Here is a 13569-nt window from a genome sequence, read left to right on the forward strand (position 1 = left end):
GCGCCGCAGTGTGAGGCTGCGCGAAACGTCAGTGGAGATGACGGGGTTTCCTGGGGCCGCCGTGGCCGGACGATCCGCCAAAACCACGGGGCGGCTTGCCCAACTGCATGGAACTGACGAGCGCTTCGAAGCGCTGCGAGAAAAGCTTGTCGATCGAGGCCACGACCTCACCCAGCTCGGACTGGTCGAAGTGGCGTTCCATCACGTGCAGCACGTCCTGCACCAGCAGGTCGCGCTGGACCTGCATGATGGCCGCCGGCGTGGGGCCGACGAAGCACATCAGGAAATCGTCCCGCGCTTCTTCTTCCGAAGACTCGTCTTCTTCGTCGTACTCGGCGTCGTAGAACGACACTTCCAGCGGCGCGCCGGCCGAGGCGATCTCGTTCAGACCCATGCAGGCCTCTTCGACCACCTGACGAAAATCCTCATCGCCGGGCACAGTCCAGCAGATCTGCAACACATGGGCCTCCGCGTCGAAGCGGATACCGGGTTCGTCCTCGTAGCTGCTCTCGGCGGCAGCGGCAAGCGACTTGGCACCGGCGTATTGCCACAGCGGCTTGAGCGCATCCTGGATCTGTCCGAAGACCACGTCCTCACGCAACGGCACGTCGCCGTGCACATGGATCTCGAAGGGCGCGTTGTATCGGGTCATGGAAACTCACTGTACCGGCGAAACCGGAAAAAACCTAGCCTGGTGCCTCGAGGCGGACTCGAACCGCCAAGTCGCTTTCGCGACGGGGGATTTTAAGTCCCCTGTGTTTACCAGTTTCACCATCGAGGCCGAGGGGGGATTGTCGCAGGTCACCCCTGGGCGGATCGCGCACCGGCGAGGCGCCAGAGCACCGCACCGGCGCACAGCCACTGCCCGAGCACCATGGCCGTACCCACACCGTGCCAGAGGCGCAAGTTGCCACCGGTCACGCGGGCCGTGACGATGTTCTGCGCCACGGCGAATTCCTGCATCAGGGCCAGCAGCATCGCCAACAGCACAAAGCCCATGATGGTCAAGGCTTCGGGGGCGACGGCCGCACTCTCGCCCCGCCAGCGGCGAAGCAGGAGCAGCAGCGCCAGCCCCAGCACAAGGCCTGCCCAGCATTGCAGAGAGAAAATGCGCGCCGCCACCGGCCCGGCCGCCGCTGGGCTGCCCAGACTGGCGAACAACAGGGGAACGGCAAGAAAGCTCAGCGCGGTGATGCCACCCCACCAGAGCGCGGCGAGCAGGATGGAAAGCCGTCGCAGCGGCATCAGGCGTAGCGCACGGCCACGATTTCGAAGCGCTTGGTGCCACTGGGCGCCTGCACCTCGGCCACATCGCCCTCTTCCTTGCCAATCAGGGCGCGGGCAATGGGGCTGCTGATGTTGACCAGGCCCTGTTTCAGGTCGGCCTCGTCCTCGCCCACGATCTGGTAGGTGACGGCGGTGCCGCTGTCTTCATCCTCCAGGTCCACCGTGGCGCCAAACACCACCTTTCCGCCAGCGTCCAGCTGGGTGGGGTCGATGATCTGGGCGGCCGAAAGCTTGCCCTCGATCTCGGCAATGCGGCCTTCAATGAAGCCCTGGCGGTCCTTGGCGGCGTCGTACTCGGCGTTCTCGCTCAGGTCACCCTGCGCCCGCGCCTCGGCAATCGCGTTGATGATCCAGGGGCGGTCCACGGTTTTGAGCCGGTGCAGCTCTTCCTTGAGCTTCTCGGCGCCGCGCTTGGTGATCGGAATGGTGGCCATGTGTGCGTATCTCCAAAAGCAAACCGCCGGGCGTTGCCGCTCGGCGGTGTTCATGAAAACCGATTATGCCGCGAAAGATTCCGCCACCCCATCGGGGCAAACACGCGTCAGTCGCGCCCGGCTTCTTCCATTTTGCGGGCCAGCAGGGCCGGGTCGGTGAAGCACAGTTCGTGGCTGCCCGGGCAGGACACCAGCCTGTAAAGACCCAGACGCTCCGAGAGGCGGGGGTGCCAGGGCAGGCTGTGGGGCATCGCGGTGTCTTCCGTGCAGAGCAGGTAACTCTTGCCCATGGGTTTGGCCGCCAGTTCGCTCTGCAGCACCACAGGCTCGGTGAAGGTTCGATAGGGCTGGAGGTTCAGTTGCTCGTACGCGCTTTTGGCCAGGGCCGCATCGGCGTCGTTGATGAAAGCTTCGCGCCAGATCGGGTACGGCAACATGACCGCATTGCCGTTGGCGGCGGCAATTTCGTCGAACAGCGCCTTGTAGTGCGGCGGCACCATGTCGTTAAGGCACTCGCCGTTCATCGGCACAAAGGCCACCCAGTACACCAGACGGGCAATGCGATCGGGCACCCAGTCGGCCACCTGGCTGATGACCATGCCGCCGTAGCTGTGGCCGACCAGGCGGACGTTTCGCAGGTCGTTTTTCTCGAGATAGTCAACGACCGATTGCGCCGCCTCCTTCAGGCCGCTGGTGGCCCGGTCGTCGCCCGAGCGGTTGCCTGCCAGCGTGGGGCAATACACGGTGTGGCCGCGTTCGCGCAGGTGCTGCGCCACGGGTTCCATTTCGGCGCCGGTGTGCCAGGCGCCGTGCACCAGAACGTAGGTATCTGCCATGGGATGTCTCCTTTGGTGTGGATCGAGTCCTGCAGCTTAGGCAGGAATCCGGCCGTCCGATGGCTCGGGCGTGCCACGGTCGTGGCCGGTTCGCGCCAGGCGCCTTCAGCGCGGGAGCCGCTCGCGTCGCCAGCGGGCCGGCGTGGTGAGGAAATGGCGCTGGAACTCGCGCACGAAATGCGAGGCGTCGGCGAAGCCACAGCGACGCCCCAGTTCCGACACGGAAACGTTCGCCAACCGTGCCTGCGCCAGCAGCAGCGCCGCTCGCTCCAGCCGAAGGCGCCGCAGATGGAGGGCAAAACTAGTCGACTCGGCCGCGAAAGCGCGGTGCAGGGTTCGCACGGAAATGCCGAGCTGGTCGGCCACGCGCTGCGACGTCAGGCCGGACTGATCCAGTTGGTCTTGCTGGAGACGCCGGGCGCGATCGAACAGATCGCGCGACGGCGGCGAAGGCACTGGCTGCACGGGCTCGACGGCCGCAGCCAGCATGGCGCCCAACTGATCGCACAACAGGTGCGCAGGGTAGCCCGCCGCCAGCAGCGGGTCGTGCGCGAACTGCAGCGACAGACCGGAGAGCGCCCTGCCCCAGCCCTGATCGCGGCGGGCCACGCGCGGCAAAGGATCATCCACCCGGGCCAGCCATTGGCCCACCCAGGCGCGCGGCAACTGGATCGACATGACTTCCACGGACTCGGGGAAGTGCAGTTCGTACAAGCTCGCGGAATCGACCAGCACCGCATCACCCGGGCGCAACCCCACGCGATGGCCACCCTGGTGAACATGCCAGGCTGTCTGGCGCTGAGTGATCAGGTAGAACGGGTGACTGGCACTGCGCGCGATGCCGGCGCGCGTGCGGTAGACGTCCTGAGTGGAGGCTTCCACCTGATTGAAAGACAGCGAATCCACCGCCACGCTGGTGAGCCGGCCTTCGAAGGCCTGGGCCTGCCGGGAACTGCAGTCCATCTCCAGGAAGGCTTCGCAAATGGCACCCACCCAATAGTCGAGCCGGCCCGGCGTGGCCACCTGATCGGTAGACCACTGCCGGGCAAGGCCCTGTTCTTGAGCGCTGCCGACGTCCATGGCAGCAATGTAGCGCCCGGCCATGGCAGGCGCCTCGGCGCAAACCCGAAGGACGGGTCGGCCTCAGAGTTGCGCGTGCATCTCCTGGACCGAGATCACGTCCAGCTTGTCCAGGTACTTCATGCCCTCCACCGCGGCTTCCGCGCCAGCGATGGTGGTGAACGTGGTCACCCGGGCCAGCAGGGCCGAGGTGCGGATGGCGCGCGAGTCGGTGATCGCGTTGCGGCGTTCTTCCACGGTGTTGATCACCAGCACGATGTCGCCGTTCTTGATGGCGTCGACGATGTGCGGCCGGCCTTCGGTGACCTTGTTCACCGTCTGCACCGCCACGCCCGCCGCGCTGATCGCCGCCGCCGTGCCGCGCGTGGCCACCAGCTCGAAGCCCATGTCGACCAGTTGCCGTGCCACTTCCACCGCGCGCGGCTTGTCCCCGTTCTTCACCGTGAGGAACACCTTGCCCGAGGTCGGCAGCTTGGTGCCGGCGCCGAGCTGGCTCTTCACGAAGGCTTCCCCGAAAGTCTTGCCCACGCCCATCACCTCGCCGGTGGACTTCATCTCCGGACCGAGGATGGTGTCCACACCGGGGAACTTCACGAACGGGAACACGGCTTCCTTGACGCTGAAGTAAGGCGGCGTCACCTCGGTGCCGATGCCCTGCGCATCCAGCGACTGGCCCGCCATGCAGCGCGCTGCCACCTTCGCGAGCTGGATGCCGGTGGCCTTGGAGACGAAGGGCACGGTGCGCGAGGCACGCGGGTTCACTTCGAGCACGAAGATCACGTCCTTCCTGACGCCGTTCTCTTCCACTTCCTGGATCGCGAACTGCACGTTCATCAGTCCGATCACGTTCAGGCCTTCGGCCATGGCCGCGGTCTGGCGCTTGAGCTCGTCCACCGTGGCCTTGCTCAGGTAGTACGGTGGCAGCGAACAGGCGGAGTCGCCGCTGTGCACGCCGGCCTGCTCGATGTGCTCCATCACGCCGCCGATGAAGACACGGCCAGTGCTGTCGCGCACCGCATCCACGTCGCATTCGATGGCGTCGTTAAGGAAGCGGTCCAGCAACACCGGTGAATCGTTGCTCACCTTGACGGCTTCGCGCATGTAGCGCTCCAGGTCGCGCTGCTCGTGCACGATTTCCATGGCACGGCCACCGAGCACGTAGCTCGGGCGCACGACCAGCGGATAACCCAGTGCAGCCGCCTTCTCGAGCGCTTCAGGCTCGGCGCGCGCAGTGGCGTTGGGCGGCTGGCGCAGGCCCAGCGTGTGCAGCAGTTGCTGGAAGCGCTCGCGGTCTTCGGCGGCATCGATCATGTCAGGACTGGTGCCGATGATGGGCACACCCGCAGCCTCCAGGCCAAGCGCGAGCTTGAGCGGCGTCTGGCCGCCGTACTGCACGATCACACCCAGGGGCTTTTCCTTGTCCACGATTTCCAGCACGTCTTCCAGCGTGAGCGGCTCGAAATAGAGGCGGTCGCTGGTGTCGTAGTCGGTCGACACGGTTTCCGGGTTGCAGTTGACCATGATGGTCTCGTAGCCGTCTTCGCGCATGGCGAGTGCGGCGTGCACGCAGCAGTAGTCGAACTCGATGCCCTGGCCGATGCGGTTGGGACCGCCACCGAGCACCATGATCTTCTTCTTGTTGGTCGGCTCGGCTTCGCATTCGCCGTCGCCATGGCCTTCGTAGGTGGAATACAGGTAGGCGGTGTCGGTGGCGAACTCGGCCGCGCAGGTGTCCACACGCTTGTAGACCGGGCGGATGTTCTCGGCGATGCGGCGCTCGCGCACGGCCTGGTCGTTGGTCTTGAGCAGCTTGGCCAGGCGGCGATCGGAGAAGCCCTTCTTCTTCAGGCCGCGCAGCGTCTCGGCGTCGATGGCCTCCAGACTGGTTTTCTCCAGCGCCAGCTCGATCTTCACGATCTCTTCGATCTGCACCAGGAACCAGGGGTCGATCTTCGTGAACTGGTGGACTTCTTCCATGGTCCAGCCGGCCGCAAAGGCGTCACCCACGTACCAGATGCGGTCGGGTCCGGGTTCGCCCAGTTCGCGCTCCAGCGTCTCGCGATCCTGGGTCTTCTCGTTCATGCCGTCCACGCCCACCTCCAGGCCACGCAGGGCCTTCTGGAAGCTCTCCTGGAAGGTCCGGCCCATGGCCATGACCTCGCCCACGCTCTTCATCTGCGTGGTCAGACGGCTGTCGGCAGTGGGGAATTTCTCGAACGCAAAACGCGGAATCTTGGTGACCACATAGTCGATGGACGGTTCGAACGAAGCCGGCGTGGCACCGCCCGTGATCTCGTTGCGCAACTCGTCGAGCGTGTAGCCCACCGCCAGCTTGGCCGCCACCTTGGCAATCGGGAAACCGGTGGCCTTGGACGCGAGTGCCGACGAGCGCGAGACGCGCGGGTTCATCTCGATCACCACCATGCGCCCGTCCTTCGGGTTGATGGAGAACTGCACGTTCGAACCACCGGTGTCCACGCCGATCTCGCGCAGCACCGCCAGCGACGCATTGCGCAGGATCTGGTATTCCTTGTCGGTCAGCGTCTGGGCCGGCGCCACGGTGATGGAGTCGCCGGTGTGCACCCCCATCGGGTCCAGGTTCTCGATCGAGCAGACGATGATGCAGTTGTCCGCCTTGTCGCGAACCACTTCCATCTCGTACTCTTTCCAGCCGAGCAGCGATTCCTCGATCAGCAGCTCGTTGGTCGGCGAAGCTTCCAGGCCGCGCTTGCAGATGGTTTCGAACTCCTCCGGGTTGTAGGCGATGCCGCCACCCGTGCCACCCAGCGTGAAGCTGGGGCGGATCACCACAGGGAAGCCCACCGTCTTCTGCACACTCCAGGCTTCTTCCATGCTGTGTGCAATGCCCGAGCGCGCCGAGCCCAGACCGATCTTGGTCATGGCGTCCTTGAACTTCAGGCGGTCCTCGGCCTTGTCGATGGCTTCCGGCGTCGCACCGATCAGCTCCACGTCGTACTTGGCAAGCACGCCGTTGCGCCAGAGGTCAAGCGCGCAGTTCAGCGCGGTCTGCCCGCCCATGGTGGGCAGGATGGCGAAGCCGCCCTCTGCCAGCGGACGTTCCTTGGCGATGATCTTCTCCACCGTCTGCCAGGTGATGGGTTCGATGTAGGTGACGTCGGCCGTGGCCGGGTCGGTCATGATGGTGGCGGGGTTGCTGTTGATCAGCACCACGCGGTAGCCCTCTTCACGCAGCGCCTTGCAGGCCTGAACGCCGGAGTAATCGAACTCGCAGGCCTGCCCGATGATGATGGGGCCGGCGCCGATGATGAGGACGGTCTGGATGTCTGTTCTTTTGGGCATGGTTCGCGGTGGGTTGCGCCGGCTCAGGCCTGGCGCTGGGTATCCAGTGTGTTGAGCAGCGCCTGCATGCGCTCGGCCGGCACGTTCTTCTGCATCAGTTGAATCAGGCCATCGCCTTCGATGAGCGGGCGCAGCACCTCGACTTCAGCGTCGTAGAAGCGCGCGTCCCAGGCGGCCAGCTCGGTGTTGAAGGTCTCGTCGTCCCAGGTCTTGCATTTGGCGAGCAGGGTCACCAGCGGCATGGCCTTCTTGTCCAGGAAGGACTTTCGGTAGGGCTTTTGTGCCCAGCGCTGGCCGAACCACTCACGGTGCGGCGACTCCAGCGTGAGCATGCGCTTGGCAATCGCCTTCTCGACGGTGTAGACCGGGAAACTGAAGAGCTTCATGGCAGCAGGCTTCAGGCAGCGACCGGCACGCGGGCCTGCATCAGGTCGATGAACCGGTCGAACAGGTAGCCAATGTCGTGCGGACCTGGCGAGGCTTCAGGGTGGCCCTGGAAGCAGAAGGCGGGCTTGTCGGTGCGGGCCAGGCCCTGCAGGGTGCCGTCGAACAGGCTCACGTGCGTGGGGCGCAGCGTGGCCGGCAGCGTCTTCTCGTCCACCGCGAAGCCGTGGTTCTGGCTGGTGATGGAAACGCGGCCGTTGTCGAGGTCCTTCACCGGGTGGTTGGCGCCGTGGTGACCGAACTTCATCTTGAAGGTCTTCGCGCCACTGGCCAGCGCCAGGATCTGGTGGCCCAGACAGATGCCGAAGGTGGGCACACCACTCTCGATGATCTCGCGCGTGGCGGCGATGGCGTAATCGCAGGGCTCCGGATCACCCGGGCCGTTGGAGAGGAACACACCATTGGGCTTGAGCTTGAACACATCCGAAGCCGGCGTCTGCGCAGGCACCACGGTGATCTTGCAGCCACGCTGTGCCAGCATCCGCAGGATGTTGTGCTTGACGCCGAAGTCGTAGGCCACCACGTGGAAGCGCGGGGCGATCTGCTCGCCATAGCCGAAGCCCAGTTGCCATTCGGTCTGGGTCCATGGGTAGGGTGCACTGGCAGACACCACTTTGGCGAGATCGGTGCCGGCCATGTTCGGTGCAGCCTTGGCGGCGGCAAGAGCCTGCTCACGGTGGGCATCGGTGATGGACTCGCCCGCCGGGAGCGCCAAGATGCAGCCGTTCTGCGCGCCGTGGGTGCGCAGGCGGCGGGTAAGCGCGCGCGTATCGAGTTCGGCGATGGCCACGGTGCCTTCGCGGCTCAGGTACTGCGTGAGGGTCTCGGTGCTGCGGAAGTTGGAGGCCAGCAGGGGCAGGTCTTTGATGATCAGGCCGGCAGCGTGGATGCGGCTGGCTTCGACGTCTTCGGCGTTGATGCCGGTGTTGCCGATGTGCGGATACGTGAGCGTCACGATCTGCTGGCAATAGCTCGGATCGGTGAGGATTTCCTGGTAACCGGTCAGTGCGGTGTTGAACACCACCTCACCCGTGGTCTGGCCGGTGGCGCCAATGGAAATGCCTGTAAAGACCGTGCCGTCGGCGAGCGCGAGAAGGGCTTTCGGGTGGACGGGAAGCACGGAATTCTCCAGATGGTTGGCTGCAACGTCCTCGCGCCGGCGGCAGGTGCCGCGCAGGCTTCGCACCCGCCTTGCGCCAGCGTGTGCCGGGGCAGAAACGGATCAACAACCTGGGGTGAAAAGCCGGGGCGCGCAGGGTTTGCGCCGATTGCGGGTAAACCGTGGGATTATAGCCCGGCGCTGGAGAGCAAACCCCCACCAGCAACACGCCCCACCGCGCTGGCGTGCAGGCAGATCGCTGCGGCAGCGGCCACGTTGAGCGACTCTTCTCCGCCCGGTTGCGCGATGCGCACGGCGCGATCGGCCATCGTCTCGAGCACGGCGCTCACGCCCTGCCCCTCATGGCCCAGCACCCAGGCGCATGGCCACGGCAACGCACCCCGATGCAGCCATTCGCCCTGATGCGAGCTCGTCACGATCAAAGGCACGCCGAGCGCTGCCAGGTCGTCTGTCGACAGGCCTTCCACCAGCTTCAGGCCGAAGTGCGCCCCCATGCCCGCTCGAACCACCTTGGGCGACCACAAAGCGGCCGTGCCCTTGAGCGCCAGCACCTGGCCAAAACCGAAGGCCGCTGCACTGCGCAGGATGGAGCCGACATTGCCGGCGTCCTGCAAACGGTCCAGAACCACGCTCGCCATGCCTGGGTCCAGTCCACCACTGGCGGGCAAGTCCCAGACAAAACCAACGCCTGCCGGCGACTCCAGCCCGCTGATACCGGCCATGAGAGCGACGGGGACGGTCACGATGTGATCGGCCGCGTCGCGCAGGTCGTGCGGTGCTTCTGCCCAGTGGGTTTCGGTGAACACGGCGATGGCGGGTCGGTATCCGCGCGCCAGCAGGGCGCGGCAGAGATGATCGCCTTCGAGCCAGACCTGTCCCTGCTTGCGGTAGGCCGTGCTGTCCTGGGCCAGCAAGCGCAAGCGCTTGAGCAGCGGGTTGTCTCGGGATGTGATCGCAGTCGGTGTGGTCAAGGTGCGCTGCTCTCATCGGACACCGGCACCGCCAGAGCCCGAGCCACCGGCGCAAACGAACGCCGGTGCACCGCCAGCGCACCATGGGCTTGCAGGGCACGCAGGTGCTGCACCGTGCCGTAGCCCTTGTGGCGGTCGAAACCGTATTGAGGATGCTGCAGATGCAGCTCGCACAACATGCGATCGCGCGTCACCTTGGCCAGGATGGAAGCGGCTGAAATCGAAGGCACTAGCGCATCGCCCGAGACGATGGCCTCGCACAACACCTCCAGCGATGGCAGGCGGTTGCCATCCACCAGCACCTTGGCAGGCTTGAGCCGCAGGCCCAGTACCGCCCGCTGCATGGCCAGCAGGGTAGCCTGCAGGATGTTGAGTTGGTCGATTTCTTCGACCGAGGCATGCGCCACGCTGCAGCAAAGCGCCTTGGCGCGGATCTCGTCGTACAGGCGTTCGCGGCGCAGCGCGGTGAGTTGCTTTGAATCGGCCAGACCTTTGATCGGATACCGCTCATCGAGGATCACCGCGGCGGCCACCACCGGCCCGGCCAGGGGGCCTCGGCCGGCTTCGTCCACGCCGGCCAGCAGGCCGGGCACGTCCCAGGGCAACGAGGCCTGCTCAGCCTTCAAGAACTTTTTCGATCGCATCGGTGGCCAGTCGGGCGGTGTCACGAAGAAGGGTGTGGTGCAGCGTCTCGAAGCGCTGCTGCAAGGTCTGAATTCTCGCAGGTGCGTCCAGCCAGTCCAGCACCGCCCGCGACAGCGCCTGCGGTGTGGCTGCGTCCTGCAGGTATTCGGGCACCACGAACTCGCCGCTGAGGATGTTGGGCAGGCCCACCCAGGGCTGAAGCTGCTTGCGCCTCATGATCTGCCACGACAGCCAGTTCATGTTGTAGGCGATCACCATGGGGCGCTTGAACAGCGCCGCTTCCAGCGTGGCCGTGCCACTGGCGATCAACGTCACATCGCAGGCGGCCAGCGCCGTGTGCGACTGTCCGGCCAGCACCTGGAGTTCGTCGCCCAGGCCAGCCGATCGCGCCGCGGCTTCGATGCGATCGCGTAGCGCCGGCACGGCCGGCACAAGAAAACGGAGCTGCGGCCGTGCGCGCTTCATGAGCGCGGCCGCCTCGAAGAAAGTCCGGGCAAGGTACTGCACTTCCGAAGCCCGGCTGCCGGGCAGAATGGCCACGACCTCGTCGTCCGGGCGCAGGCCAAGCCTGGAGCGCGCTGCTGCCCCATCCGGTTGCAAGGGAATCACATTGGCCAGCGGATGCCCCACGTAGGTGGCTGCAATGCCATGTTGCGCGAGCAATTCGGGTTCGAACGGAAAGATGCACAACACGTGGTCGGCACTGCGGCGAATCTTTTCCACCCGCTCGGCCCGCCACGCCCAGACCGACGGGCACACGAAATGCACGGTGCGAACGCCCCGCATCTTCAGCGCAGCCTCTAGGTCGAGGTTGAAATCGGGTGCGTCCACGCCGATGAAGATGTCGGGCCTGTCGGTGGTCAGCAGACGCTGCCGGAGTCGATCGCGGATCCCCACGATTTCACGGTAGTGGCGCAACACTTCAACGTACCCTCGTACCGCCAGCTTCTCGCTGGGCCACCAGGTGTCAAAACCCTGAGCGGCCATCTGTGGCCCGCCGATGCCGAAGGATTTCAGGTCGGGCCAGCGCTCCCGCACGCCACCGAGCAGCAGGCCCGCGAGCAGATCACCCGAGGTTTCCCCCGCCACCAGCGCAAAGCGTTTCGGCGCAGGGGCATTCACCGCACGATGCCGCGCTGAGGCGAGACCTTGCCCAGAAAGTCCAGCATCATGGCCACATCCGGCTCGGCCTCGGGCGTCTTCTGGGCCAGATCGCGCACGCGCTCCACGGCCACTTCCAGCTTGAGGTCATCGCGGTACAGGGCCTTGTGCATGGCCTTCACAGCCGAGATGCGCTCGGGCGAAAACCCACGGCGGCGCAGGCCTTCGAAGTTCATGGAGCGCGCCTGTGCGGGCTGGCCCTGGCACATCACGAACGGCGGCAGGTCGGCGAACAGCAGCGAGCACATGGCGGTCATGGCATGCGCGCCCACGCGCACGAACTGGTGCACCACGGTGAAACCACCCAGGATCACCCAGTCGTCCACCACCACATGGCCTGCGAGCTGCGAGTTGTTGGCGAAGATCGTGTGGTTGCCCACCTGGCAGTCGTGCGCCAGGTGCACGTACGCCATGATCCAGTTGTCGTCTCCCACGCTGGTCACCGCACGGTCGCCTGGTGAGCCGATGTTGAAGGTGCAGAACTCGCGGATGGTGTTCCCGTTGCCAATGACCAGTTCGCAGGGCTCGCCGGCGTATTTCTTGTCCTGCGGAATGGCGCCCAGCGAGTTGAACTGGAAGATGCGGTTGTCGCGCCCGATGGTGGTATGCCCTTCGATCACGCAATGTGCACCGATGGTGGTGCCCGCACCCACCCTCACATGAGGGCCAATCACGGTGTAGGGGCCAACGCTGACCGAGCTGTCCAGCTGGGCTGCAGGGTCCACCAGAGCGGTGGCATGAATCAGAGACACGGTGCGCCCTTCTCCCACATCAGGCGATGGTTCGCATGGTGCACATCAGTTCCGCCTCACAGGCCACATCCGCACCCACACGCGTGATACCTTTGAACTTGAAGATGCCTGCCTTCATGCGGTCCAGGGTCACGTCCATCACCAACTGGTCGCCAGGCTCCACCGGGCGCTTGAAGCGCGCACCGTCGATGCCGGCGAAGTAGTAGACCGTCTTGTCATCGGGCGTGACCCCAACCGTATCGAAAGCCAGCAAGGCGGCTGCCTGGGCCATGGCTTCGAGCATGAGAACGCCAGGCATGACCGGGCGGTGCGGAAAGTGACCCACGAAGAAGGGTTCATTGATCGTGACGTTCTTCAACGCCTTGATGCGCTTGCCTTTTTCCAGCTCCAGCACCCGATCCACCAGCAGGAAAGGATAACGGTGGGGGAGCTGCTTGAGTATCTGGTGAATGTCCATCATGGCTTGGAAGAAGGTGTTCTGGCGTTTTCGATCGCCTGTTCGAGCGCCTTGATGCGTTCGCGAAGGCGGTTGAGCTGCTTGAGGGATGCAGCATTCTTTTCCCAGGCCGCATTGTCGTCTATGGGGAACATGCCGGTGTAATGCCCGGGCTTCAGCAGCGAACGCGTGACCACCGAAGCAGCGGAGACGTGCACCCCGTCGGCCAGCCGCAAATGGCCCAACACCACGGCACCGCCACCGATGGTGCAATGGGCTCCAATGTCCGCACTGCCTGCCACGCCGACACAACCGGCCATGGCGGTGTGCGCGCCGACCCGCACGTTGTGCCCGATCTGGATCAGGTTGTCGAGCTTCACGCCATCCTCAATGAGGGTATCGTCCATCGCCCCACGGTCGATGCAGGTGTTGGCACCGATCTCCACGTCGTTACCGATGCGCACGGCGCCCAGTTGCTCGATCTTGATCCATTCACCCTCATGCGGTGCGAAACCGAATCCATCGGCGCCGATGACGACACCGGGGTGAAGGATGCAACGCTCGCCCACCGAACAGGCATCGCCCAGGCTCACCCGCGCGTGCAGCACGCTGCCCGCTCCCACACGTGCACCAGCGCCCAGAACCGAATGCGCGCCGATGCGCGCGCCATCGCCAACCTCGGCTTGCGGCCCGATCACGGCGAAAGGCCCCACGGTGACATCGAGACCGATTCGGGCCGTGGGATGCACGCTGGCCAGCGGATCCACATGCGCTGGCTGAACCGGCGCATGGCGCTGTTTCCACCATTGCGTCAGGCGCGCGAAGTAGAGGTAGGGATCGTCGGTGACGATGCAGGCCCCACGTGCCTGCGCCGCCACCTGAAGGGCAGGCGGTGCAATCAGCGCACCCGCTCGCGTGGCATCCATCTGTCCGGCGTAGCGCGCGTGCGATATGAAAGAGAGGTCGCCAGCGCCCGCGCTGGCCAGGGGAGCCAGCCTCTGAACGGCCTGGCTGGGCGGACCGAGCAACGTGCCGCCGAGTGCCTGCACGATATCGCCAAGCAGCACGGCCACGTTGGCCCT

General features: G+C 65.2%; 14 protein-coding genes and 1 tRNA gene. All 15 read right to left on the reverse strand.

The genetic code is table 11. From position 1 onward, the window contains the following. Positions 1-28: 28 nt before the first annotated feature. The 15 genes from ACTIF6_RS08010 to lpxD all read right to left on the reverse strand — a co-directional run bounded on the left by ACTIF6_RS08010 (position 29) and on the right by lpxD (position 13560). Positions 29-652, reverse strand: a complete 624-nt coding sequence (locus ACTIF6_RS08010; RefSeq protein ID WP_439587436.1) for a DUF6806 family protein — start codon at positions 650-652, stop codon at positions 29-31. Positions 653-692: 40 nt separating this feature from the next. Further along, positions 693-781, reverse strand: a tRNA-Leu gene (locus ACTIF6_RS08015). Positions 782-801: 20 nt separating this feature from the next. Then, complete coding sequence (locus ACTIF6_RS08020; RefSeq protein WP_439587437.1) at positions 802-1245, reverse strand: DUF4149 domain-containing protein; 444 nt, start codon at positions 1243-1245, stop codon at positions 802-804. Then, positions 1245-1721, reverse strand: coding sequence for a transcription elongation factor GreA (gene greA, locus ACTIF6_RS08025; RefSeq protein WP_439587438.1), 477 nt, complete (start codon positions 1719-1721; stop codon positions 1245-1247). The genes ACTIF6_RS08020 and greA overlap by 1 nt, the downstream gene beginning before the upstream one ends. Positions 1722-1828: 107 nt before the next feature. Further along, positions 1829-2557, reverse strand: a complete 729-nt coding sequence (locus ACTIF6_RS08030; protein ID WP_439587439.1) for an alpha/beta fold hydrolase — start codon at positions 2555-2557, stop codon at positions 1829-1831. Positions 2558-2662: 105 nt separating this feature from the next. Continuing rightward, positions 2663-3661, reverse strand: coding sequence for a helix-turn-helix domain-containing protein (locus ACTIF6_RS08035; RefSeq protein ID WP_439587440.1), 999 nt, complete (start codon positions 3659-3661; stop codon positions 2663-2665). 39 nt (positions 3662-3700) lie between these two features. Then, positions 3701-6958 (reverse strand): carbamoyl-phosphate synthase large subunit, encoded by a 3258-nt coding sequence (carB, locus tag ACTIF6_RS08040; protein WP_439587441.1) that lies wholly within the window; start codon positions 6956-6958, stop codon positions 3701-3703. A gap of 23 nt (positions 6959-6981) precedes the next feature. After that, positions 6982-7344 carry a hypothetical protein gene (locus ACTIF6_RS08045; RefSeq protein ID WP_439587442.1) on the reverse strand — a complete coding sequence of 121 codons (363 nt, stop codon included), beginning with the start codon at positions 7342-7344 and terminating at the stop codon, positions 6982-6984. A gap of 11 nt (positions 7345-7355) precedes the next feature. Beyond that, positions 7356-8522: a glutamine-hydrolyzing carbamoyl-phosphate synthase small subunit gene (carA, locus tag ACTIF6_RS08050; RefSeq protein WP_439587443.1), complete on the reverse strand. Its 1167-nt coding sequence runs from the start codon at positions 8520-8522 to the stop codon at positions 7356-7358. 167 nt (positions 8523-8689) lie between these two features. Further along, positions 8690-9493, reverse strand: coding sequence for a TrmH family RNA methyltransferase (locus ACTIF6_RS08055; protein ID WP_439587444.1), 804 nt, complete (start codon positions 9491-9493; stop codon positions 8690-8692). Further along, on the reverse strand, positions 9490-10137 hold the full coding sequence (gene rnhB, locus ACTIF6_RS08060) for a ribonuclease HII (protein WP_439587445.1): 648 nt from the start codon (positions 10135-10137) through the stop codon (positions 9490-9492). Before rnhB ends, ACTIF6_RS08055 begins: the two co-directional genes overlap by 4 nt. Further along, complete coding sequence (gene lpxB / locus ACTIF6_RS08065) at positions 10109-11260, reverse strand: lipid-A-disaccharide synthase (protein WP_439587446.1); 1152 nt, start codon at positions 11258-11260, stop codon at positions 10109-10111. Before lpxB ends, rnhB begins: the two co-directional genes overlap by 29 nt. Beyond that, entirely contained in the window at positions 11257-12051 is a 795-nt protein-coding gene (lpxA, locus tag ACTIF6_RS08070; protein ID WP_439587447.1) for an acyl-ACP--UDP-N-acetylglucosamine O-acyltransferase, read from the reverse strand. The genes lpxB and lpxA overlap by 4 nt, the downstream gene beginning before the upstream one ends. A gap of 19 nt (positions 12052-12070) precedes the next feature. Then, positions 12071-12511: a 3-hydroxyacyl-ACP dehydratase FabZ gene (fabZ, locus tag ACTIF6_RS08075; RefSeq protein ID WP_439587448.1), complete on the reverse strand. Its 441-nt coding sequence runs from the start codon at positions 12509-12511 to the stop codon at positions 12071-12073. Continuing rightward, a complete protein-coding gene (gene lpxD / locus ACTIF6_RS08080) occupies positions 12508-13560 on the reverse strand; it encodes a UDP-3-O-(3-hydroxymyristoyl)glucosamine N-acyltransferase (RefSeq protein ID WP_439587449.1) in 1053 nt (350 codons plus the stop codon). Before lpxD ends, fabZ begins: the two co-directional genes overlap by 4 nt. Between the last annotated feature and the right edge of the window lie 9 nt (positions 13561-13569).

This window comes from Hydrogenophaga sp., from assembly GCF_051860785.1.
In the GTDB taxonomy this organism is placed as follows: domain Bacteria; phylum Pseudomonadota; class Gammaproteobacteria; order Burkholderiales; family Burkholderiaceae_C; genus Hydrogenophaga.

Coding starts and splice junctions, on each gene's coding strand:
- ACTIF6_RS08010 (WP_439587436.1), bottom strand. CDS start 652: ATGACCCGATACAACGCGCCCTTCGAGATCCATGTGCACGGCGACGTG.
- ACTIF6_RS08020 (WP_439587437.1), bottom strand. CDS start 1,245: ATGCCGCTGCGACGGCTTTCCATCCTGCTCGCCGCGCTCTGGTGGGGT.
- greA (WP_439587438.1), bottom strand. CDS start 1,721: ATGGCCACCATTCCGATCACCAAGCGCGGCGCCGAGAAGCTCAAGGAA.
- ACTIF6_RS08030 (WP_439587439.1), bottom strand. CDS start 2,557: ATGGCAGATACCTACGTTCTGGTGCACGGCGCCTGGCACACCGGCGCC.
- ACTIF6_RS08035 (WP_439587440.1), bottom strand. CDS start 3,661: ATGGCCGGGCGCTACATTGCTGCCATGGACGTCGGCAGCGCTCAAGAA.
- carB (WP_439587441.1), bottom strand. CDS start 6,958: ATGCCCAAAAGAACAGACATCCAGACCGTCCTCATCATCGGCGCCGGC.
- ACTIF6_RS08045 (WP_439587442.1), bottom strand. CDS start 7,344: ATGAAGCTCTTCAGTTTCCCGGTCTACACCGTCGAGAAGGCGATTGCC.
- rnhB (WP_439587445.1), bottom strand. CDS start 10,137: ATGCGATCGAAAAAGTTCTTGAAGGCTGAGCAGGCCTCGTTGCCCTGG.
- fabZ (WP_439587448.1), bottom strand. CDS start 12,511: ATGATGGACATTCACCAGATACTCAAGCAGCTCCCCCACCGTTATCCT.